The following is a 22,004-nucleotide window of genomic DNA, read 5'->3' as shown; positions in this document are numbered from 1 at the left end:
TCGGGAGAGCACGGCGATCATGGACGAAGCGGCATCGCCCTGGGGCGAGATCCAGCATGACGCGCTGGCGCGCGGCGAGCTGGTCTATGCCATGAACGAGGGCTGGGCGAGCCTGAGCGAAGGCACCGGCTTCGCCCTGGGCTGGATCGGCCTGCGCGCCTGGGATCGCGACTATGCCTTCAGCCTGCGCGAGAAGCCGGTGCGGATGCCGGTGGCCGACGGCGGCTTCACCGAGCTGTCGCGCGATCTGGCGCTGTGCCGGGCTGCCGGCGGGTTTTTGGCGCGCGTCGAGACCGTGCTGCGGCAGTACGCCGTGCCGCTCGACTCGCGGCGCTACATGCAGACCACCCGGCCGATCAACGCCGGCATCGTGCTGGGCCGCATCTGGCAGGGCGACGGTCTGTACTGCTTCGAGATCGCCCGCGAGGGCGGCAGCCACGCGCTGGCGGTGCAGCGCAGTCGCGGCACCTATCGCCTGTTCGACTGCCACCACGGCCACTTCGCGATCGAGGGATTGCGCGAGTTCGCCAGCTTCCTCGAGAGCTTCCTGCGCCTGGCCGACTATGGCCGCGTCTACACCAAGGGCACCACGGTGGCCGGCGCGGGCGCCGTGGCGTGGCGGCCGGCGCCCGACATGGCGGCGACGATCCGCGCGCCGATGCGGCCTGCCGAAGCCCTGTCCCCCGGGGAACAGCGTTCCGCTCCCTGATCGCGCATCGTCTCGCCGACAAGGGGCGAGGGGGGAGCGGTCATGGAATGGGACAAGCTTCAGAGGGAAGCGATGGCGCGGGGTGAACTGGTCTACGCCATGGACCAGGACGTGCCGAAGTTCGACGAGAGTGGGATGCCGCCCGAGTGGGTGGCGGCAGGCGAGGGTGGCCGCTGCGTCGGCTTCGCCCTGCGCTGGGTCGGCCTGCGCGCGTGGGGCAGGGACTATCATCATACCGTCATCAGCAACGGCGGGGTCTCCGGCCCGACCGCCAGCGGCGGCTTCGCCGAGGTACCGCGCGATCACGCGCTGAGCCGCAGCATCACCGCGGGCTTCCTGATCCGCGTCGAGACGGTGCTGAGGCAATACGAGGTGCCGGTCAATCGCGCACGCTACATCAAGGCGTCGTACGGCATCACCGCCGGCTTCGTCATGGACCGCGTCTTCGCCGGCGACGGGCTCTACTATTTCGAATTGCGCCGCAACGGCGGCGCGCACGCGATCGCCGTCCAGCGCACGGGCAATATTTTCCGCCTGTTCGATGCCAACGAAGGGCACTTCGTTCTCGACGGGCGGAAGCGCTTCTCCGAGTACATCGGGGAGTTCCTCCAGCGCACCAGCTATGCCAGCACGTATGTCGCAGGCACCTGGGTGGCCGGCGTAACTGCCATACCGCCTTACCCGAGCTATCCGCCCGTCCCGCTGTTGCGGCAGTCGACACCCGACCTGCGGCGCGATTCGCACAACGGGCCGTGGACACATCAATGGGGCAAGCCCGCCGAAGTCGACCTGCTGGGCCGCCGCGCCGTGCGGTAACGCCGGGGTGACTTATCCGGCGGTCAAGGAAAGTCGCTTTGAAAGCCGCCGGGCCGCCGGCTAAGTGACGGGCTACGTCCCGTCACTCCTGCCGGTGCCCGATGTCCCGTCAGCTTCGTCTCGGCGCCTTCATGCGCCCGGTCAGCATCCATACCGCGGCCTGGCGCTATCCCGGCGCCTTTCCCGACGCCAACTTCAACTTCAAGCACCTCAAGCGCTTCGCCCAGACCCTGGAGCGCGGCAAGTTCGACGCCTTCTTCATGGCCGACCATTTGGCGGTGCTGAACATGCCGATGGAGGCGCTCAAGCGCAGCGCCACGGTGACCTCGATCGATCCGCCGACCCTGCTGCCGGCGCTGGCCGCGGTCACCGAGCATATCGGCCTGATCGCCACCGGCTCGACCACCTTCGACGCGCCCTATCACCTGGCGCGTCGCTTCGCCTCGCTCGATCACCTTAGCGGCGGGCGCGCGGCGTGGAACATCGTCACCACGTCCAACCCCGACGCGGCGCTGAATTTCGGCCTCGACGACCACATGGAGCACGACGAGCGCTATCGCCGCGCGCGCGAGTTCTACGACGTGGTCACCGGGCTGTGGGACAGCTGGGCCGACGACGCCTTCATCCGCGACGTCGAGGCCGGCATCTATTTCGATCCGGCCAAGCTGCATGTGCTGAACCACAAGGGGAAGTACTACTCCGTGCGCGGCCCGCTCAATGTCGGCCGGCCGATCCAGGGCTGGCCGGTGATCGTGCAGGCCGGCGCCTCGGAAGCCGGCAAGCAGCTCGCCGCCGAGACCGCCGAGATGGTGTTCGCCGGCATCGGCCAGCTCGCCGACGGCAAGAAGCTCTACGCCGACATCAAGGGCCGCATGAAGGCGGTCGGCCGCGAGCCCGACCAGCTCAAGATCCTGCCCGGCGCCTTCGTCGTGGTCGGCGACACGGTCGAGGAAGCGAAGGCCAAGCGCGCCCATCTCGACAGCCTGGTGCACTACGACAGCGCCATCGCCTCGCTGTCCATCGCGCTGGGCACCGACGCCTCGAAGTTCGATCCCGATGGGCCGCTGCCGGAGATTCCGCCGAGCAATGCCAGCCAGAGCGGCCGCGAGCGCGCCATTGCGCTGGCCCAGCGCGACGGGCTCACGGTGCGCCAGCTGGCGCAGCGGCTGGGCGGCTTCGCCGGTCTCTCCTTCGTCGGCACGCCGCAGACCATCGCCGAGCAGATGGAGCAGTGGCTGATGGAGGAGGGCAGCGACGGCTTCAACGTGATGTTCCCGTACCTGCCCGAAGGCCTCGACGATTTCGTCGACCGCGTCGTGCCCGAGCTGCAGCGCCGCGGCCTGTTCCGCAAGGAGTACGAGGGCACCACCTTGCGCGAGAACCTGGGCCTCAGGCGCCCGCCCAACAGGTTCTTCAGCAATCAGGCGTAGGCACCGATTGTCATCCCGAGCGGAGCGAGGGATCCAGGCGGCTCCTCTGGATCCCTCGCTCCGCTCGGGATGACAAAGAGTTCGTGTCGGCTCAAGCCGGCTTGACGCCCACCGCGCAGTGCATGGGGTGGGCCATGAAAAGCAGGCCGGCCTGTTCGGCGGCGTCGCGCGTGGCGCGCCAGATCGGCATCTGATCCGCGCTGAGCAACGACAGCGCGTGGTCCTCGCGATAGCGCCAGATCGGGCCCTCGGGCCGGTCGAGCGTGATCAGCGAGGGAAATCCGGTGAGGGCGACCAGGCCCGCCTCGCGCATGCGGCGGTAGAGGCTGGCGTCGGCGACGCCCTTGGCGGCGACGGATTGCGGCGGCACGACGATCTTCTCCGCAATGTCCTGGGGCAGTTGCAGGTTCCACCATTGCGGCATGTCGAGCGCGCGCACGACGATGCCGATGCGGCCGCCGGGCTTCACCACACGCTTCATTTCGGCGATCGCGCGATCGGCGTCGCATTCCTCGAGCACGGTGACGGAGAAGGCGCAGTCGAAGCTGGCGTCGGGGAAGGGCAGCATCTCGGCGTCGCCGGGCACGAAGCGGATCGTGCCGTCGACGCCCTCGGCCCTGGCGAGCGTCGCGGCCTCACGCAGCAGGAAGGCGTTGGTATCCATCGCCGTGATCGGGTTGGCGCTGCCCAGGCGCTTCGCCAGCAGCCGGTCGAGCGAGCCGGCGCCGCAGCCGACGTCGAGGATCGCTTCGCCGGGCTTCGGCGCCATGATGTCGATCAGGGTGCGGAACATCGCCTGGTAGGTCGGCGCCCTCGCCCGATCCTCGAGCGCGGCGACGCCGCCCAAATGCGGGCCGCCGAGGGTGATCACGGTGAAGCGTCGAGTCAGTTCGGGCATCGCCGGCGCCCATTGCGACGGCGCGAGGAAGAACGGCAGCAACAGCAGTGCCGGACCGGAACCTTCGATGCGATAGGTGATCTCGGCGTGCATGCCCTCGGCCGCCGGCGGCGTCGGCACGCTGGCGGCGTGGCCGCGGAGGAAGCCGCTCATGCGGCCGACGATCTCGGCCGTGCGATCGGCGACGACATCGGCCCAGCCCGGCGCATCGTAGTCGGCGAGCACATGACGCTCGGCGCCAGCCAGCCGCTCGGCGGCGCGCGACGTGACGTCGGCGGTCAGGCCGCGGGCGCCCGAGATCATCAGCACGCGCTCGCCCACCCGCACGTACTGCGCCGGATCGAGCCGCGTCGGCACGCACAGCACGACGCCGGCCAGACGCTCGCCGTGCAACGACGCCAGCCCGGCGATGTCGCCGGGCATCTGCGTCGCGATGTGCGCACGCCCGATTCCGAGATGGTCGAGGAGGGCGAGCAGCCGCCCGGTGGGGCTCACGCCTTGTTGGCGCGCCGCGCGGCGTCCTCGATCCACCCGTTGAGGTTCATGCGGCCCATGTCGGTGACCCAGTCATAGGCCGGATACAGCTTCGACAGCGGCACCTTCACGCGGTCGTGGTCGACCTGGAAATCGGCTAGCGGGTTGGCGCCCTTCCTGTCGCGCGCGCCGCCCTGGTCGAGCATGCCGTTGATGTGGATCACGACCAGCCCGTTGCCGCGGTCGTAGCTCTTCTCGATCTCGCTCAGCACGTGGTCCTGCTCGGCTGTCTCGGCGCCGACCAGGACCACCGTCACCGTCGTGCCCTGCAGCTGCTGGTCGATCCAGGCGTCGAGCGCCTCGTCGCCGCCATCGAGGATCGCGTTCCACTCTTGCGGATCGGGGAAACCGGACTCGCTGGTGTCGCGCTCGATCCAGCTCTTGCGCACCTGGTCGGCCCGCCAGCGATCGCGCTCGCGATGGAAGCAGAAAAATGCGTGGCGCGGCATGCCTGTTCCTCCGGTAACAGCCGGTCGGCATCGTAGTCGGTATCTTCCGCCGGGCGTGGAGAGTTCTGTCGACTCTTCCGTTGACAAGAAAAGTGAGTAACCACATACTTTGGACTAAAGGGGAGCCCGTCGGGGGGTAGCTTTGTCCGGGAGGTTTCCGATGTTGTTTCCACTCAATGCCAGGCCATCGCAGGCCTACAACACGGGCGGACGGCGCTTTGGTGCCAACCGCTCCAGCGGCACCCGCAAGCATGCGGGCTGTGACCTGATCGCACCGGTCGGCACGCCGGTGCGCGCCGTCGAGGACGGCACCGTCAAAGCGTTCTACTATTTCTATCACGACACCTACGCGCTCGAGGTCGACCACGGCATCTTCACCGTGCGCTACGGCGAGATCTCGCGCCGGCTGCCGGCAGGCATCCGCGTCGGGGCCGAGGTCATGAAGGGTCAGCACATCGGCAGCATCGGCCGGCTCTCGGGCGGCAGCCACATGCTGCACTTCGAGATGTACGACAACTCGGCGACCGGGCCGCTCACCAACCGACGCAACCCGCCCTATCAGCGGCGCTCCGACCTGATCGATCCCACGCCCTATCTCGACGCCGCGCGCATGGATGCGGGCGAGCCGGCCACGTCGGTGCTGCCGCAGTTCATCACGCCCTGGAGCTACGCCCGCGTGTGCTTCCCGCCGTGATCGTCATGCCTGGAAAGGTGGCGGCGCGTGCTGTGCCGCGGCGTCGTCTGCCCGATGCGGCGTTCCTCGCCCTGGCCGTCATCGTCACGCTCTGCGCGATGGTCATCGGCCGCATTGCGGCGGCGGCGCCCTCTCCGATCGAGGCCGCCGACCTGCTGGACCTGAAGCCGGGCATGAGCCTGGCCGAGGTCGAGGCGGCGCTGGGGCGGCGCAGCGACGTGCGCGACGTCCGGCGCATCTCCCAGCTGACGCCGCAGGCGCGTCGCGACAAGGGCACCGAGACCTACGTGCGGCGCCTGATCGCCCGGCTCAGCGACGGCCGCACGCTTTCCGCCACCTTCGTCTCGCCCTTGAGCGGCGCGAAGGTGGTCGAGGTTTCGCTGAGCCAGTCGCCGCCGGCCAAGCCCGCCACGGCGATTCTCGATGAGACGACGGCGCGCTTCGGTCCGCCGGCCAGTCGCGACTTCCGCGGCGGGCAGCGTGACCTGATCGCCGGCTGGAACGGCAAGGCCGAGGAGCAGGCCGTCATCACGCCGCTGCCCGGTGCGACGGTGACGCTGAGGCTCGAGGTCGTGCACGACAGCAACGCGACATGGACGCTCTTCGCCCATGCGCTGTCGAAGGAGGACAACGAGAAGGTCCAGGCCTTCCGTTGAAGGGGGGACCGCCGATCCGCTACCCGGCATTCCATGCCGGGCCGGCGGATCGGCGGCGACCCGATCCGTCCCTCGACTACAGATCCCGTTCGGCGAGTTCGCGAAACGCGTCGGGAACCGAACGCTGCGGTCCGAGCGCGGCCGATCCGTAACCCACCGCGCCCTGTCCGAAGCGATGGCGGATCTTGTCGATCGCGCGATCGGCGGCATTGCGCGTCATGCCCCGCTTGGTGCCCGGGCGGCGATCCTCGTCGCGCAGCCCCAGCGCGAATTCCAGTTGCAGGCGGGAAACCTTCTCGAGATGCGACACGGAGATCGCCAGCAGTGAGATAATGCGTTCGTCGGGATGCTGCGCGAGGACGGCGTGCACCAGGTCCTCGGCGATCTCGGTGAGGCTCAACGTCGCCGAAATCGGCGCGTCGAGCGTGACGGCGCGGGTGACGGCGCGCAGATCGGCGAAGCGCACGCGCACGGTCACGGTTCGCCCGGCCAGGGACTTGGCGCGCAGGCGCGTGCCGATGCGGTCGGCGAGATGCGCCAGCGTGGGATGGATCACGCGCGCTTCGGCCGGCTTGCGGCCGAGCGCCGACTGTGCGCCGGCCGATCGCGCGCGATGCTGCGTCCTGATCGCGCGTGGATCGCGGTTCCACGCCAGCGCCGCGAGCTTTTCGCCCGCCGCCGGCCCGAGCAGCCGCTCGAGCGCGCGCGGCGATGTCTTGGCCAGCTGCCCGATGGTCGTCACGCCGATATCGGCCAGCCGCGCCTTGGTGGCCGGGCCCACGCCCCACATCAGCTCGACGGGCAGGTTGTGCAGGAAGTCGAGCTCGGCCTCGGGATCGACGACGAGCAGCCCGTCCGGCTTGGCGACCTGCGAGGCGATCTTGGCCAGGTGCTTGGTGCGCGCCACGCCGACCGAGATCGGCAGGCCGAGCTCCGTGCGCACGCGGTGGCGGATCTGACGGGCGATGTCCGACGGCGAGCCGAAGAGATGGGTGCAGCCCGCGACATCGGCGAACGCCTCGTCGATGGAGATCCGTTCGACGAGCGGCGTGAAGTCGCCGATCACCTTCATGGCCGCGTCGCCCAGCCGCTGGTACTCCTTGAAGTGGCCCTCGACGAAGACGAGTTGCGGGCACAGCTCGCGCGCGCGCCGACCCGGCATCGCGCTGTGCACGCCGAAGGCCTTGGCCTCGTAGGACGCCGCCAGCACGACCCCGCCACCGACGGCGATCGGCTTGCCGCGCAGCGACGGGTCGAGCAGCTGCTCGACCGAGGCGTAGAAGGCGTCCAGATCCGCATGGAGGATGGTGGCCGTCATCGTCCATCCCGACCAGTCATATGGAACAAATAGGGAACATTTGCCGCGAGCTGTCAAGCCACAGGCGATTTGTGCGAAGGCTCGTCGATCTGCCATGGGCTGGTTCGTCGACCTGAATAGCGAGACGGTTCCCGGCAATGGTGCCGGCTGCTCGCCTCAGGAGGAGTTCTCACATGCGCTTCATGTTCATCGTTACATCCGCCCACACCGGCGGGCCGACGCCGGAACTCATGGAGGCGATGAACAAGCTCGCCAACCGGGAGATCAAGGCCGGCCGCATGCTCGACAGTGGCGGGCTGATGCCGCTTGCCACCGGCGCGCAGGTGCGGATCGTCGACGGACAGCTCAGCGTCGTCGACGGCCCGTTCGTCGAGGCCAAGGAGGTCATCGGCGGTTACGCGATCTTCGAGTTGCCGGGCAAGGAGGAGGCCGTGGCCTCCGCGCGCGAGTTCATGCAACTCCACAAGGACTTCATGCCGGGATGGGAAGGCACGTGCGAGCTTCGCGCTTTCGCCGGCCCCTGAGGCGGGGATCGGCCCCACATCGTCGGCGGCCATGATGGCCGCCGACGCCCATCGCGCGATCCTCGCGGCGTGGCGGATCGAGCAGCCGCGGCTGATCACCAGCCTGGCGCGGATGCTGCGCGATGTGCCGCTGGCCGAGGAGATGACGCAGGAGGCCCTGCTGGCCGCGCTCGAGCAGTGGCCCACGACGGGTGTTCCCGAAAGGCCCGGCGCCTGGCTGATGACGACCGCCAGGCGTCGTGCCCTCGATCATCTGCGCCGCCGCCCGATGCTCGATCGCACGCACGAGATGCTCGTCCGGGACCTGGAGGAACAACAACGGGCCATGCCCGACTGGGATTCCGCCCTGGACGACGACATCGGCGACGAGATGCTGCGGCTCATCTTCACCGCCTGTCATCCGCTGCTGTCGCGCGAGGCGCGCACGGCCCTGGCGCTGCGCATGATCTGCGGCCTGACGACCGAGGAGATCGCCCGGGCGTTTCTGTTGCCGGTCGCGACGGTCGCCCAGCGCATCGTGCGCGCCAAACGGATCCTTTCGGAATCGGGTCTCGCCTATGAGACGCCGCGCGGCGGAGCGCTCTGCGAGCGGCTCTCCTCGGTGCTGGAGGTCGTCTACCTGATCTTCAACGAAGGCTACGCCGCGGCGCGCGGCGCGGACTGGCTGCGTCCCCAGCTCTGCAACGAGGCGCTGCGCATGGGCCGCGTGCTCGCCTCGATCGCGCCGCACGAGCCCGAGGCGCACGGGCTGCTCGCGCTGATGGAGCTGAACGCCTCGCGCAGCGCGGCGCGCACCGACGCGGCGGGCGAGCCGATACTCATGCTGGATCAGAACCGCGCGCTGTGGGACCAGTTCCAGATCCGGCGCGGCATGCAGGCGCTCGGGCGCGCCCGCGAGCTGGGCGGCGCGAGCGGCTTCTACACGCTGCAGGCGGCCATCATCGCCTGCCACGCCCTGGCGAGGACGGCGGGCGAGACCGACTGGTCGCGCATCGCCGGTCTCTATGCCGAGCTGGCGGGGCTCGTGCGCTCGCCCATCGTCGAGCTCAACCGCGCGGTCGCCGTCGGCATGGCCGAGGGTCCGCAAGCCGGCCTGTCGATCGTCGACCGGCTCATGCACGAGCCGGCGCTGAAGGCGTATCACCTGCTGCCGAGCGTTCGCGGCGATCTTCTTCGCAGGCTCGGTCGCCACGAGGAGGCGCGCGCCGCATTCGAAGCGGCTGCGGCGCTGGCGGGCAACAGGCGCGAACAGGATCTGCTGAGGCGGCGTGCCGCCGAGCTCACGCCGGAAGCGGCGGCACGATCAGTGGCTGGAAGTCCGGCGCCACGGTGAGGGACGCGCCGTGGTGAGGAAGCCGATCGCGGGTGTCGCCAACCCTTCTGCCGGGTGCGGGCGCCACCGCCTCGGGACGCCTTCGGGATGTGCGTGTGGCCCGATCGAGGGTAGAGTGTGATTGTGCATGCCTGCCTTGGCAACGATGCACCCAGTCAAGAACTCGCTCAACTCGTCGACCAAGGGAGTTCACGATGTTCATTCGTAACGCTTGGTACATCGCGGCCTGGGCGGATGAGCTCGGGCAGAAGCCGCTGGCGCGGCGGATCTGCGACGAGCCGATCGTTCTCTTCCGCGATCATCAGGGGCGGGCCGCCGCGCTGGTCGATCGCTGCTGCCACCGGGCGGCGCCGCTCTCCAGGGGTGAGCTGGTGCCTCAAGGCATCCAGTGCGGCTATCACGGCCTCGTCTTCGACGGCGAGGGCCGCTGCGTCGCGGTGCCGGGCCAGACCAGGATTTCCGACAATGCGCGCGTGCGCAGCTACCCTCTGGTCGAGAAGAACCAGTTCGTGTGGATCTGGATGGGCGATGCCGCCGCGGCCGACCCGAGCAAAATCGTCGACTTCCCCTATCACGACGACAAGGCGCATTGGCCCAACAAGCACGACTGCTATCCGATCAGGGCCAACTACATGCTGATGGTCGACAATCTGATGGACCTGACGCATCTCGGCTACCTGCATGCAAAGACGGTGGGCGGCAATCCGGCGGTGCACGTCAACGCCGAGATGCAGACGAGCCGCACCGCGACCGGCATCAAGTTCACGCGCTGGATGCGCGATTCGGTGCCGCCGCCGAGCTACGTAAAGGCCGCGGGCTTCAAGGGCCGCGTCGATCGCTGGCAGGAGTTCGAATGGGTGGCGCCGAGCTCGGTCCTGCAATGGACCGGCGCAGCCGAGGCCGGCACCGGCGCGTACGAAGGCAAACGAGAAGGCGGCTTCCAGTTCCGCCTGTTCCACGGGCTGACGCCGGAGACCGAGACCTCGTGCTTCTATTTCTGGTCCTGCGCCAACGGCTATCGCCAGAACGAGCCCGAGGCGACCGAGCAGCTCTATCGCGAGATCGCGCCCACCTTCGTCGAGGACAAGGATATGGTCGAGGCCCAGCAGGCGCGGCTCGACGAGCTCGGCGAGCAGGGCCTGGTCAACATCGTGTCCGACGGCAACCGCATGGTCATGCGCCGCTTCATCGAGGGCCTGCTGGCCCAGGAGAGTGGCGCGCTGGCGGCAGAGTAGGCGGCCAGAGCAGCGAGAGGAAAGGCAAAGTCGCCCTGTCGTGTCGAGCGCAGCGAGACACCCAGGGCAAGCCTGGATCCCTCGCTGCGCTGGGGATGACAGATTCGCTCGGCTTGCCGCACGTCACGCCGCAAGCGGCGGGACAACCAGTGGACGGAAGTCCGCCGCCAGCGTGAACGGCGCGCCGGTACGCGCGCGCAGCTGCTCGACGCTGATTTCGGCCAGCAGCTCTCGCACGACGAAGCCCGCATCGGTGACGTCGACCACGGCGATGTCGGTGAACACGCGGCGCACGCAGCGCACGGCGGTGAGCGGCAGGGCGCAGCGCTCGAGCAGGCGCGGCGCGCCGGCGCGCGTGTTGTGCTCCATGATCGCCCAGACCTCGCGCGCGCCGACGGCGAGGTCCATGGCGCCGCCGACCAACGGGCCCTTGTCGGGGATGCGCGAATCCCAGTTGGCGAAGTCGCCGTTCGAGGCGACCTCGAAGGCGCCGAGGATGGTGACGTCGATATGGCCGCCGCGGATCATGGCGAAGGACGCGGTCGAATCGACGATGGTGGCGCCGGATCGCAGGGTGATGGTGCGGCTGCCGGCGTCGACCAGGTCGGTGTCGGCGTCGCTGGGCGCGGCGGCCGGGCCGACGCCGATCACGCCGTTCTCGGACTGGAAGAAGACGTCGCGGCCGGCGGGCAGGTGGTCGGAGGCCAGCACCGGGATGCCGATGCCGAGATTGACCACGGTGCCGTCGGCGATGTCCTGCGCCGCGCGCCAGGCCATCTGGTTGCGATTGAGTCCGGGCATCGGCCTTACGCTCCCACCGCCACGACGCGATCGACGAAGACGCCGGAGAGCTGCACGCGCTCGGGCGTGATCGGCTCGTCCTGCGTCGTGCGCACCTCGGCCACCGCCAGCTTCGCCGCCGTCGCCATCGCCGGGCCGAAATTCATCTGGGCGTGGCGGAAGACGAGGTTGCCGAAGCGGTCGGCGATGTCGGCGCGCAACAGGGCGAGGTCGCCGCTGATCGCATGCTCCAGCACGCAGTCGCGCCCGTTGATGGTGCGCACTTCCTTGCCCTTCGCCAGGTCGGTGCCGTAGGCCACCGGTGTGAAGAAGGCCGGGATGCCGGCGCCGCCGGCGCGGATGCGCTCGGCGAAGGTGCCCTGCGGCACGCATTCGAACTCGATCCTGCCGTCCTTCAGCAGCTGCTCGAAGACCGAGAGCCCGGGCTCGCGGCCGCGGCCGGCGCTGGCGATCACCTTGCGCACCTGGCCGTTGGCGATCAGCTCGTGCGTCAGCGAGGCGCGGTGCGTGGCCGAGTTGACGACCAGCGTCAGCTCCTTCGCGCCATGCTCGCGCAGCGCGACCAGCAGCTTGTTGGCAAAGCCCGCGCCGCCGAAGCCGGAGACGAAGACCACCGCGCCGTCGCGCACGCCTTCCATCGCCGCCGCGCAGCTCGCCACCCGCTTGTCGATCGCCATCCGGTCGGTTTCCCCACGCTGTCGGCTGCACCGTAGTCCGCCGGCGCAGTCGCCATCAACGGCGCTTGCCGGTGGCCTCCTATGCTAGCGTGGCGGGATGGAAGAGCGGTTGATGGCGTTCCTGCGCGGGCCCGAGGCGACGTGCAGGGAATGAAGCGAGTGCCCGTCTTGCTGGGAGGGCCGGCGTCCCGCCGGCCTTCATGAGCCGGCGGGACGCCGGCGCCCCCAGGCTCTGGGCGGCGCTGCTGGCGACGACCCTGGTCAACCTGCCGATGGGCTCGCTCTACGCCTTCAGCGTGTTCCTCAAGCCGCTGGAGCGCTCGCTGGGCGTGGGCCGTTCCGAGCTGGCGATCGTCTTCGCCACGGCGACCATCAGCTTCGCCGTCGGCATGAACGTCGCGCCGCGGCTCTATCGCCTGGCCTCCGCGCCGGCGCTGGTCTTCGCGTATTGCGCGCTGAGCGCCGCCGGGCTCGGGCTGGCGTCGCTCGCCGACGGGCTGGTGCTGCTCACCATCGGCTACGGCGTGCTCTTCGGGCTGGGCGGCGGCGCGGCGTTCATCGCCCTGCAGCAGGTGGCGAACATGATGGTGACGGCGCGCAAGGGGCTGATGAACGGCTATGTGCTCAGCCTCTATCCGGCCGGCGCGGTGATCGCCGCACCGATCTTCGGCTGGGCGGTCGGGCATTGGGACGTGCGCGTGATCCTGGGCGGCCTGGGCGTCGTGGTCGCGATCGTCGCCGTGCTGGCGACCCTGCTGACCATCCACGCCCGCGCGCGGCTGGTGGAGCCCGAGGCGGCGCAGGCGGCGCGGCCGGCGGGACCGCGCGTCGGTGTGTTCTGGCGCCTGTGGTTCGTGTTCTTCCTCGCCGCCGCGGCGGGCCTCACCGTGCTGAGCCAGGCCGCCGGCATCATCACCGCCTACGGCGCCTCGCCCGAGATCGCGCTCATCGCCACCACGGCGATCCCGGCGGCGATCGCCGCCGCAAGGCTGAGCGGCGGCTGGCTGGTCGACCGCTTCGCCATTCCGCGCGTCATGGCCTCGGCGCACCTGATCGCGCTCTCGGGCGCCGTCGTGCTGTCGCTGCTGCCGCACCCGCTGGTCTCGACCGTGACGCTGGCGATGATCGGCGTCGGCTACGGCCTGATCTCCGGCTCGACCGCCGGCGCGATCGCGCTGTACTGGCCGAGCAGCGAGTACGGCCGTATCGCCGGCCTGCTCTATATCGGCTGGTGCGTCGCCGCCGTCACCCTGCCGGTGCTCGCCGGCCATCTCTACGACATCTCCGGCGGCTATCGAATCGCCGTGCTGGTCGCGGGCTGCGGCAACATCGCCGGCGCGGCGCTGGCTTTCTTCATGCCGGCAAGCCAGCGTCCTCGCGAATCATCATAGCGCCCTTCTCGCCGATCATGATGGTGGGCGCGTTGGTGTTGCCGGTGGTCAGGGTCGGCATGATCGAGGCGTCGATCACCCGCAACCCGCCGATGCCGCGCACCCGCAGCCGCGAGTCCACGACGGCGCGCGGATCCTCGCCCATGCGACAGGTGCCGACCGGGTGATAGAGCGTGTTGCCGGCGCGGCGCGCGTAGTCGGCGACGTCGGCATCGCTTTCGACCGAAGGGCCGGGAATGATCTCGCCGGCGCTGTGCTCAGCCATCGACGGCGCGGCGAAGATGCGGCGCGTGTGGCGGAAGCCCGCCGTCATCACCCGCAGATCCTCCGGCGCAGAGATGTAGTTGGGCCGGATCGCCGGCATGGCCATGGGATCGGTGCTCCTCGCCATGATCGTGCCGCGGCTGTCGGGCCGCACGACGCAGATCGCCACCGTCATGCCGGACTCGCGCTCGAGCTCGCCGATGCGCATGGGATCGGAGCTGGCGGGCGTGAACAGCAATTGCAGGTCGGGGCTCGCCAGCCCCTCGCGGCTGCGGCAGAAGACCTGCGCGCTGGTCACGCCCATGGTCAGCGCGCCGCGGCCGGTGACGATGTAGCGGAGGGTCTCGCCGACGACGCGCGCGCCGCGCGCCAGGTTGTTGAGCGACACCAGGTCCTTTACGCGATGCGAGATGCGGATCACGTAATGATCGATCAAATTGGCGCCGACGCCGGGCGCATCGAGCACCACGGGGGCGCCGATGCTCTTGAGGTGCTCGGCCGGGCCGATGCCGGAGATCTGCAGCAGATGCGGCGAATTCACCGCGCCGCCGCTGACGATGACCTCCCGTGCGGCGCGGATCTCGCGCTCGACGCCGTTCTGGCGCAAGGCGACGCCGACGCACCGGGTGCCCTCGAACAGCAGGCGCGTGGCGACGGCGTTGGTCTCGACGCGCAGATTGCCGCGTCCGCGCGCCTCGGCGAGGAAGGTGCGCGCGGTCGAGGCGCGGAAACGCCCGCGCCGGGTCATCTGCGAATAGCCGACGCCCTCCTGGCTCTGCCCGTTGAGGTCGGGATTGAAGGCGAAGCCGGCTTCCTGCGCCGCCTTCACGAAGAGATGCGTCAGCGGCAGGATGGTGCGGTAGTCCTCGACCTTCAGCGGCCCGCCCTTGCCGCGCACGGCGGCATCGCCCGGCTTGTAGTCCTCGGACTTCTTGAACAGCGGCAGCACGTCCTCGAACGACCAGCCGCGGCAGCCCATCTGCGCCCAGCCGTCGTAGTCGGTAGCGTTGCCGCGCACGTAGAGCATGCCGTTGATCGAGCTCGAGCCGCCCAGCACGCGGCCGCGCGGCCACTGGATCGGCCGGTTGCCGCTGACGGCTTCCGGCTCGCTCTCGTAGTTCCAGTTCATGCGCCCGTTGCGCAACAGCGTGCGCACGCCGGCGGGAATGTGGATGAACGGATACCAGTCGGTCGGCCCGGCCTCGAGCAGCACGACCTTGGCGCCGGTCTCGCTCAGTCGCGAGGCAACGACGCAACCCGCCGAGCCGGCGCCGACGACGACGAAATCTGACTCCATCTGTCCTGTCCTTGTCATCCTGAGCGAAGCGAAGGATCTCGCGCCATGGCGGTCACATACCTAGATCGCGACTGGTCGCACCACCGCGAGGTCCTTCGCTGCGCTCAGGACGACAGGGTTGCACATCAGGCGACCTTCTCCAGCTTCTGCAGCGAGCGCAGGAATTTCGGCATCTCCTGGCCGGGATGCGAGCTGGGCCAGTTGGTGTAGCTGACCTCGCCGACATAAATGTCGCCGCGCGAATCGACGGCCAGGCCGTGCGGCGAGAGGAACCGGCCGGTCTCCAGCCCCGGCCCGTGCTCGCCGCCCAGCCGCGCGATGGTCTTGCCTTGCTTGTCGACGATGGCCAGGCGCGGGCCGAGATTGGTGTGCCTGGAATTGACCGGCATGCCCGGTCCCAGCTCGCCGATGATGAACTGGGGCTGCGCGCCGCCGCAGCAGTACAGCGCACAGGGCCGGTGCATGTTGTTCCATTGCATCTCGTACCTGCCGTTGCCGTCGAACACCTGCACGCGATGGTTCTCGCGATCGGCGACATAGACCCAGCCGTCGTCGTCGGTGGCGATGTTGTGCGGGATGTTGAACTGGCCGGGATCGGTGCCGGTGGTGCCCCAGCACATCAGGTGGCGGCCGGCGGGATCGTACTTGTGGACGCAGGAATTGCCGTAGCCGTCGGAGACGTAGATCTCGCCCTTGGGCGACAGCGCCGTGTGGGTGCAGCGGTTGAACGGCGTGCCGCTGAGAAACGGCGCCGGCTGGTTGGGCACGCCGATGGTCAGCAGCACCTTGCCGTCGGTGGTCGCCTTGCGCACGGTGTGGTCGCCGTCGTCGGTGCAGTAGAGGACGTCGTCCTCGTCGATGTCGATGCCATGCGCGCGGCTGAACAGGCCCTCGCCCCAGGAGCGCAGGAAATTGCCGGCGCGGTCGAAGACGATCATCGGGTGGGCGCCGCGGTTGAAGACGTAGACATTGTCCTTGCTGTCGACCGCGACGGCGGCGACGTCGCGGAACTCCCAGCCGTCGGGCAGCTTCGCCCAGTTCTCGACCACGCGATAGCGATGCTCGCCCGAGCCCAGGATGACTGACATGGCTTCACTCCCGTTTCTGTCATCCCGAGCGCAGCGAGGGATCCAGGCAGCTTTCTGGATCCCTCGCTGCGCTCGGGATGACAGGATTAGTTCCCCGCCAGGATGGCGTCGGAGATCTTCTCCGCCGTCATCAGCGTGGGGAAGTTGGTGTTGGCGCAGGGCACGATGGGAAAGACCGAGGCGTCGACCACGCGCAGGCCCTGCACGCCGCGCACGCGTCCTGAAGTGTCGGTGACCGCCATCGGGTTGTCGTTGCGGCCCATGCGGCAGGTGCAGGAGGCGTGCCACACGCCGATCGCCGCCTGGCGCACGAAGGCCTCCAGCGCCTCGTCGTCGGTCATCACCTGCTCGAAGGTGAAGCCCTCGACCACGTATTTCTCGATCATGTACTTGCGCAGCGCCGCGGGGCCGTCGAGGAACCTGGCGATGATCGAGGTCAGCACCTTGTTCTTGGTGTTCACGACGCCGATCTTGCGCACGCGATCGGAGTAGGAGGCGGGGAAGGGGTTGTCGGTCACCGCCTTGAGCGGCTCGAGCATCTGCAGCGCCGCCATCTTCCTGAAGCCGGTCTTCAGCCGGTCGAGATCGCGCGTGTCGGACAGCAGGTTGAACTCGACAATCGGCTCGGCGCGCCAGTCGCGGCTCGCGAGCTTGACCTGGCCGGTCTCGGAGTAGGTGCGGTTGATGAAGGTCAGCAGCGAGGCGATCTGCTCGCCCACCGCGTGCCACGCCGATTTGCTGACCACGGCCACGAACATGTCGCCCTTGGGAATGCCCGGCAGGTCCGAGGAGTAGCGGATGCCGACCTGGATGTGGCGCCGCGTATGCTCGTTCATGCGCGCGTTGGGCCGGATGTAGGACGACAGCGAAATCGAGGGATGGTCCATCAGCCGCTGGCCGACGCCGGGCAGGGCGGAGACCACCTCGATGCCCATGTCCTTGAGATGCCCGACCGGCCCGATGCCCGCGCGCAGCAGATGCGCCGGCGAATGGATCGCGCCCGACGAAAGAATGACCTCGCGGCCGCGGAACTCGGTGTCCGAGCCGTTGACCGAGGCGGTGACGCCGACGCAGCGCGTGCCGTCGAAGATCAGCGACTTCACCTGCGTGTCGGTGGAGATGGTGAGGTTGGGCCGCTTGCGCGTGGTGGCGTCGAGATAACCCATGGCGGCCGAGACGCGCTGCTCCTCGGCGTTGGAATGCGTGACCGGGAAATAGCCGTCGACGAACTCGCCGTTCTGGTCGGGCAGGAATTTCATGCCCGAAAGCTTGCACGCTTCGCCCACTGCCTGCGCGTGCCGGGTCCAGTGCTCGACCGGGATGCGGCGCACCGGGATGCGGCCCTCCTTGCCGTGCCAGGGCCCGTCGAAATCGAGATCGCGCTCGACCTTCTTGAAGTACGGCAGCACGTCGTCCCAGCCCCAACCCTCGGCGCCGCGATTGACCCATTCGGCGTAGTCGGTCGGCGCGCCGCGATTGGCCATCTGGCCGTTGATCGAGGAGCCGCCGCCCAGCACGCGCGCCTGCTCGTACTTGCGCAAGGGCGGGCGGTTCTCGTGCGGATTGTTGTGGCTGACGATCTGGGTGTGGACCTTGAGCTCGGTCCAGTGGAAGCGCGGATCGAAGTACGCCGTGCCCGAGTAGGAGTCGCGGATCTCCGGCGGCTCGTTGCCCGGCGGCGTGTCCTGGCCGGCCTCGCACACCAGCACCTTGTTGCCGCTGCGCGCCGACAGCCGGTTGGCCAGCACCGAACCGGCCGAACCGCCGCCGACGATGATGTAGTCGTAGATCACGGGTGTCCCTCCCAATTGTCACCCCGACCCCACCTGTCATCCCGAGCGAAGCGAGGGATCTAGGTCTTTCTGGATTCCTCGCTCCGCTCGGAATGACAGGGTACGGTCGTCCGCCAGCGTGCGTCCTAGTCGATCGGCACGAAGATGCAGTGGCGGATCTTGCCCTCGATCGCCTTGGATTTGTGGCCCTGGCCGGTGACGTCCTCGACCAGGATCACCTCGCCGGCGGCAATGACCCGCGCCTCGCCGTCGCCCGCGGTGATCTCGACGCCGGCATCGAGGTTGATGATGTACTGCCGGCGCGGCGCGGGATGCCAGTCGAGGTCGTAGGTCGGCTGCACCTTGCGGAAGATGATGCCCGTGGCCGGCAGCCGCTTGGACACCTGGCCGCTCGGCGTGCTCTCGCCCCATTCCACCTCGATGTCGCGGAAATGCGAGATGCCCTGGGCGTCGACGTACAGATTATGGATGCGCACGACCTTGTCTCCGTCGCTTGTTGGCGTTCCGTCCCGGGTCGATCATAGCGTAGTCTCCCGGTCGCAGAGGTAGAGCGATCGGACAATGCAGTTCCCTTCTCCCCGCGCAGGCGGGGAGAAGGTGCCGAGCGCCAGCGAGGCGGATGAGGGGCTTCTCGTCCAACGACACGCCGTGTTGTTGTCGACGCACCGCGAAGCCCCTCATCCGCCCTTCGGGCACCTTCTCCCCGCCTTCGCGGGGGAGAAGGAAAGAAGGGGAGAGGCATGCGTATCGAGATTCTGTGCACCGGCGACGAGATCCTCACCGGCAAGACCGTCAACACCAACTACAGCCACATGGCGCGGCGCCTGGGCGAGGTCGGGCTCGACGTGGTGTGGGGCACGACGGTGGGCGACGACCGCGAGGCGCTGCTCAAGGCCTTTCGCGAGGCCGCCACGCGTGCCGACGCGGTGATCGTCAACGGCGGGCTGGGCCCCACGGTCGACGATCTCTCGCAGGAGGTCGCCGCGCAGGCCGCCGGTGTCGAGCTGGTGCTCGACCAGGAATGGCTCAAGCGCATGGAGGCGTTCTACACGCGGCGCAATCGCACGATGCCGCCCAACAACGTCAAGCAGGCGATGCTGCCGGCCGGTGCGGAGTTCATCGACAATCCGATCGGCACGGCCTGCGGCTTCGCCGTCAACATCGGCAGGACGCGCTTCTTCTTCACCCCCGGCGTGCCGCGCGAATTGAAGAGGATGCTCGACGAGCAGCTGATTCCGCGGCTGCTGAAGATGAGCGGTGTGGAAAGCGTCACGCGGCTCAAGCGCTTCCACTCCTTCGGCATCGGCGAGTCGCGCGCTGACCAGATGCTGCAGGGCATCGAGGCGCTGGCCAATGGCGTCGAGGTCAAGCTCGGCTTCCAGGCGCACTATCCGCAGCTCGAGACCAAGCTCGCCGCGCGCGGCACCAGCGCCGAGGCCTTGGCGCGCGCGCTGGCGCCGGTCGAGGCGGAGGTGCGCAAGCGGCTGGGCAATTTCATCATCGCCGAGGACGAGCAGACGCTGGAGAGCGTCGTGCTCGAGGCGCTGAAGAAGCGCGGCGGCTCGCTGTCGGTGGCCGAGATGTTCACCGGCGGCGAGATCGCCGCGCGGGTGTCGCCGATCGAAGGCGCGGAGTCAGTCTTCCGGCGCGGCGTGATCTCGCGCGACCTCGCCGAGCTGTCGCGCTCGGTCGGCGCCAACGCCTCGGAAATCTCGGCCGACAGCGCCGCGACCCTGGCCACGGCGCTGCGCCGCGGCAGCGGCGCCAGTCACGCGCTGGTGTCGCTGATCGACCTCGACCAGGGCGCCGACCGCATCGAGTTCGGCGGCACGATCTGCCTGGGCATCGCCGATGCCGACGCCACTGTCTCACGCACCGCGCGCCTGCAGGGCGGCCGCGAGTGGCTGCGCATCGGCGCCGCCGAGCTCGCGCTCGACTGCCTGCGCCGGCATCTGCTGGGGTTGCCCGTCGACGAACGCGTCGATTTCGAACGGCGGTAAGTCTTCCCTTCCCCCGGAGGGGGAAGGTGGCGCGCGCAGCGCGACGGAAGGGGGATGTCGAAGACGGACTCCCGCGTTCGTCTTCGACATCCCCCTTCCGCCCTTCGGGCACCTTCCCCCTCCGGGGGAAGGGAAGATTTCATGCATACCGGCCGCGACGATTGAGGCTCTTGGCGTGCGCCATCCCGTGCGGTAAACGGCCGTTCATATCGTGCGGGTTCCGGAAGGATGGGACGGATGGCGCAGGAGCGGTTCGACGCGGTGGTGATCGGCGCGGGCTTCGCCGGCATGTACATGCTGCACAGGCTGCGCCAGAAGGGCTTCAGCGCGCGCGTCTACGAGACCGGCAAGGGCGTCGGCGGCACCTGGTACTGGAACCGCTATCCCGGCGCGCGCTGCGACGTCGAGAGCATGCAGTATTCCTACCAGTTCGACGATGCGCTGCAGCAGGAGTGGGACTGGACCGAGCGCTACGCCACGCAGCCCGAGATCCTGCGCTACGCTAACCACGTCGCCGACCGCTACGACCTGCGCAAGGACATAAGCTTCGAGACCAGGGTGACGAAGGCCACCTTCGACGAGGCGTCGAGCAGCTGGACCGTCGAGACCGACAGGGGCGAGCGCGTGATCGCGACCTTCGTGATCACGGCGATGGGCTGCCTGTCCTCGGTCAACACGCCGAAGATCGAGGGTCTCGCCGACTTCAGGGGCCCGACCTATCACACCGGCAACTGGCCGCACGAGGGCGTCGACTTCACCGGCCGCACGGTGGGCATCATCGGCACCGGCTCCTCGGCGATCCAGTCGATCCCGATCATCGCCGGGCAGGCGAAGCATCTGACGGTGTTCCAGCGCACCGCCAACTACACCGTGCCGGCGCACAACCAGCCGCTCAGCGAGGACTACAAGCGCGCGATAAAGGCCGACTACCGGGGCATGCGCGAGCGCGCACGCCGGCTGCCGGCCAACATCGACCTGAAGTTCAACCCGGCCTCGGCGATCGAGACCAGCGAGAAGGAGCGGCGCAAGTCGTACGAGGAGCGCTGGGCCTATGGCGGCATCCCGTTCATGGGCGCCTTCGGCGACCTGCTGCTGAACGAGGACTCGAACCGGACCGCACAGGACTTCGTGCGCGGCAAGATCCGCGAGACGGTGACGGATCCGCAGGTTGCCGAGCTGCTGTCGCCGAGGAACATCATCGGTTGCAAGCGGCTGTGCGTCGACACCGGCTACTGGGCGACCTTCAACAAGCCTCATGTCCGCCTGGTCGACGTCAGCGCCGAGCCGATCGAGCGCATCACCGCCACCGGCCTGCGCCACAAGGGCACGGACTACGCCTTCGACGATCTCGTGCTGGCCACCGGCTTCGACGCCATGACCGGCGCGCTGCTGCGCATCGACTTCACCGGCCGCGGCGGCGTGAAGCTGAAGGATCGCTGGAACGAGGGGCCGAAGACCTATCTCGGCCTGACCATCGCCGGCTTCCCCAACCTCTTCACCATCACCGGACCGGGCTCGCCCTCGGTGCTGACCAACATGCTGCCCTCGATCGAGCAGCACGTCGAATGGATCGCCGATTGCCTCGAGTCTGTGCGCGCACGCGGCGCGACGGTGATCGAGGCGACCGAGGCGGCGCAGGAAGGCTGGGTGCAGCATGTCGGCAGCGCCGCCGGCGCGACGCTGCGCTCGACCTGCAGCTCGTGGTACGTCGGCGCCAACATCCCCGGCAAGCCGCGCGTCTTCATGCCCTACATCGGCGGCTTCCCGGCCTATCTCGAGCGCTGCGAGGCGGTGGTGAAGAATGGCTACGAAGGCTTCGCCGTCGCTTAGCACCTCTTATCCTTCCCCCGCTGGCGGGGGATGGTGCCCGAAGGGCGGATGGGGGTGGCTATAGCGGCCAGACGCGATCTCTCTTGCGCGGTCGCCTTCGTCTTCGACAGCCACCCCCATCCGGCGCTACGCGCCACCTTCCCCCGCCAGCGGGGGAAGGTATGAAGTCCACCATATGCATTGCCTTGCCTTCTCCCTCCGGGGGAAGGCCAAAGTCGACAATCATAAGAACGCGAAAAATTCCTTTGGTGGCAACGACTAACGACC

At 68.7% G+C, this 22,004-nt stretch carries 20 protein-coding genes; 11 read left to right on the top strand and 9 right to left on the bottom strand.

The features are described 5' to 3' along the window. Window positions 1-19: 19 nt before the first annotated feature. From KF889_06190 to KF889_06180, 3 genes are all read left to right on the top strand, one after another. Window positions 20-709: a hypothetical protein gene (locus tag KF889_06190; protein MBX3499016.1), complete on the top strand. Its 690-nt coding sequence runs from the start codon at window positions 20-22 to the stop codon at window positions 707-709. A 72-nt stretch (window positions 710-781) separates the two neighbouring features. Then, a complete protein-coding gene (locus tag KF889_06185; protein ID MBX3499015.1) occupies window positions 782-1,525 on the top strand; it encodes a hypothetical protein in 744 nt (247 codons plus the stop codon). 101 nt (window positions 1,526-1,626) lie between these two features. Beyond that, a complete protein-coding gene (locus KF889_06180; protein ID MBX3499014.1) occupies window positions 1,627-2,955 on the top strand; it encodes an LLM class flavin-dependent oxidoreductase in 1,329 nt (442 codons plus the stop codon). A 91-nt stretch (window positions 2,956-3,046) separates the two neighbouring features. On the opposite strand, the gene KF889_06175 is transcribed toward KF889_06180, so the two are convergent. Further along, window positions 3,047-4,348 (bottom strand): methyltransferase domain-containing protein, encoded by a 1,302-nt coding sequence (locus tag KF889_06175; GenBank protein ID MBX3499013.1) that lies wholly within the window; start codon window positions 4,346-4,348, stop codon window positions 3,047-3,049. Further along, window positions 4,345-4,836 (bottom strand): TIR domain-containing protein, encoded by a 492-nt coding sequence (locus tag KF889_06170; protein MBX3499012.1) that lies wholly within the window; start codon window positions 4,834-4,836, stop codon window positions 4,345-4,347. The genes KF889_06175 and KF889_06170 overlap by 4 nt, the downstream gene beginning before the upstream one ends. A 160-nt stretch (window positions 4,837-4,996) precedes the next feature. Between KF889_06170 and KF889_06165 the strand changes: the two genes are divergently transcribed. Continuing rightward, window positions 4,997-5,530 (top strand): M23 family metallopeptidase, encoded by a 534-nt coding sequence (locus KF889_06165; protein ID MBX3499011.1) that lies wholly within the window; start codon window positions 4,997-4,999, stop codon window positions 5,528-5,530. A gap of 32 nt (window positions 5,531-5,562) precedes the next feature. Further along, the gene (locus KF889_06160; GenBank protein ID MBX3499010.1) at window positions 5,563-6,186 is read left to right on the top strand and encodes a hypothetical protein; all 624 of its coding nucleotides are present in this window, start codon (window positions 5,563-5,565) and stop codon (window positions 6,184-6,186) included. A 76-nt stretch (window positions 6,187-6,262) separates the two neighbouring features. Here KF889_06160 and dinB read toward each other — a convergent pair whose 3' ends face one another. Then, the gene (dinB, locus tag KF889_06155) at window positions 6,263-7,504 is read right to left on the bottom strand and encodes a DNA polymerase IV (protein MBX3499009.1); all 1,242 of its coding nucleotides are present in this window, start codon (window positions 7,502-7,504) and stop codon (window positions 6,263-6,265) included. Window positions 7,505-7,677: 173 nt separating this feature from the next. Here dinB and KF889_06150 point away from each other — a divergent pair, with 173 nt between their 5' ends. The 3 genes from KF889_06150 (at window position 7,678) to KF889_06140 (ending at window position 10,596) form a co-directional block, all read left to right on the top strand. Beyond that, the gene (locus tag KF889_06150) at window positions 7,678-8,028 is read left to right on the top strand and encodes a hypothetical protein (protein ID MBX3499008.1); all 351 of its coding nucleotides are present in this window, start codon (window positions 7,678-7,680) and stop codon (window positions 8,026-8,028) included. A gap of 31 nt (window positions 8,029-8,059) precedes the next feature. Beyond that, the gene (locus KF889_06145; GenBank protein ID MBX3499007.1) at window positions 8,060-9,361 is read left to right on the top strand and encodes an RNA polymerase sigma factor; all 1,302 of its coding nucleotides are present in this window, start codon (window positions 8,060-8,062) and stop codon (window positions 9,359-9,361) included. Window positions 9,362-9,555: 194 nt separating this feature from the next. Further along, entirely contained in the window at window positions 9,556-10,596 is a 1,041-nt protein-coding gene (locus tag KF889_06140; GenBank protein ID MBX3499006.1) for an aromatic ring-hydroxylating dioxygenase subunit alpha, read from the top strand. A 123-nt stretch (window positions 10,597-10,719) separates the two neighbouring features. Here KF889_06140 and KF889_06135 read toward each other — a convergent pair whose 3' ends face one another. Together KF889_06135 and KF889_06130 are read right to left on the bottom strand one after the other, a co-directional pair. Next, window positions 10,720-11,397, bottom strand: a complete 678-nt coding sequence (locus KF889_06135) for a 3-oxoacid CoA-transferase subunit B (GenBank protein MBX3499005.1) — start codon at window positions 11,395-11,397, stop codon at window positions 10,720-10,722. Between the two features lie 5 nt (window positions 11,398-11,402). Next, complete coding sequence (locus KF889_06130) at window positions 11,403-12,074, bottom strand: 3-oxoacid CoA-transferase subunit A (GenBank protein ID MBX3499004.1); 672 nt, start codon at window positions 12,072-12,074, stop codon at window positions 11,403-11,405. A 200-nt stretch (window positions 12,075-12,274) separates the two neighbouring features. Here KF889_06130 and KF889_06125 point away from each other — a divergent pair, with 200 nt between their 5' ends. Continuing rightward, window positions 12,275-13,465 (top strand): MFS transporter, encoded by a 1,191-nt coding sequence (locus KF889_06125; protein MBX3499003.1) that lies wholly within the window; start codon window positions 12,275-12,277, stop codon window positions 13,463-13,465. Here the strand turns inward: KF889_06125 and KF889_06120 are convergent. The 4 genes from KF889_06120 to KF889_06105 form a co-directional block, all read right to left on the bottom strand. After that, complete coding sequence (locus KF889_06120) at window positions 13,428-15,044, bottom strand: GMC family oxidoreductase N-terminal domain-containing protein (GenBank protein MBX3499002.1); 1,617 nt, start codon at window positions 15,042-15,044, stop codon at window positions 13,428-13,430. The genes KF889_06125 and KF889_06120 overlap by 38 nt on opposite strands. A gap of 107 nt (window positions 15,045-15,151) precedes the next feature. Further along, on the bottom strand, window positions 15,152-16,114 hold the full coding sequence (locus KF889_06115; protein MBX3499001.1) for a hypothetical protein: 963 nt from the start codon (window positions 16,112-16,114) through the stop codon (window positions 15,152-15,154). An 86-nt stretch (window positions 16,115-16,200) separates the two neighbouring features. Then, a complete protein-coding gene (locus tag KF889_06110; GenBank protein ID MBX3499000.1) occupies window positions 16,201-17,904 on the bottom strand; it encodes a GMC family oxidoreductase N-terminal domain-containing protein in 1,704 nt (567 codons plus the stop codon). A 128-nt stretch (window positions 17,905-18,032) separates the two neighbouring features. Beyond that, window positions 18,033-18,383, bottom strand: a complete 351-nt coding sequence (locus tag KF889_06105) for a hypothetical protein (GenBank protein ID MBX3498999.1) — start codon at window positions 18,381-18,383, stop codon at window positions 18,033-18,035. Window positions 18,384-18,647: 264 nt separating this feature from the next. On the opposite strand from KF889_06105, the gene KF889_06100 reads away from it, so the two are divergent. After that, complete coding sequence (locus KF889_06100; protein ID MBX3498998.1) at window positions 18,648-19,907, top strand: CinA family nicotinamide mononucleotide deamidase-related protein; 1,260 nt, start codon at window positions 18,648-18,650, stop codon at window positions 19,905-19,907. Between the two features lie 228 nt (window positions 19,908-20,135). Beyond that, window positions 20,136-21,737, top strand: coding sequence for an NAD(P)/FAD-dependent oxidoreductase (locus KF889_06095; protein MBX3498997.1), 1,602 nt, complete (start codon window positions 20,136-20,138; stop codon window positions 21,735-21,737). The last annotated feature ends 267 nt before the right edge of the window (window positions 21,738-22,004 follow it).

It is taken from the genome of Alphaproteobacteria bacterium, from assembly GCA_019635875.1.
Lineage (GTDB): Bacteria > Pseudomonadota > Alphaproteobacteria > Reyranellales > Reyranellaceae > JAFAZJ01.
The sequence above is the reverse complement of the archived record's forward strand: the minus strand, read 5'-3'. Positions and strand labels throughout refer to the sequence as shown.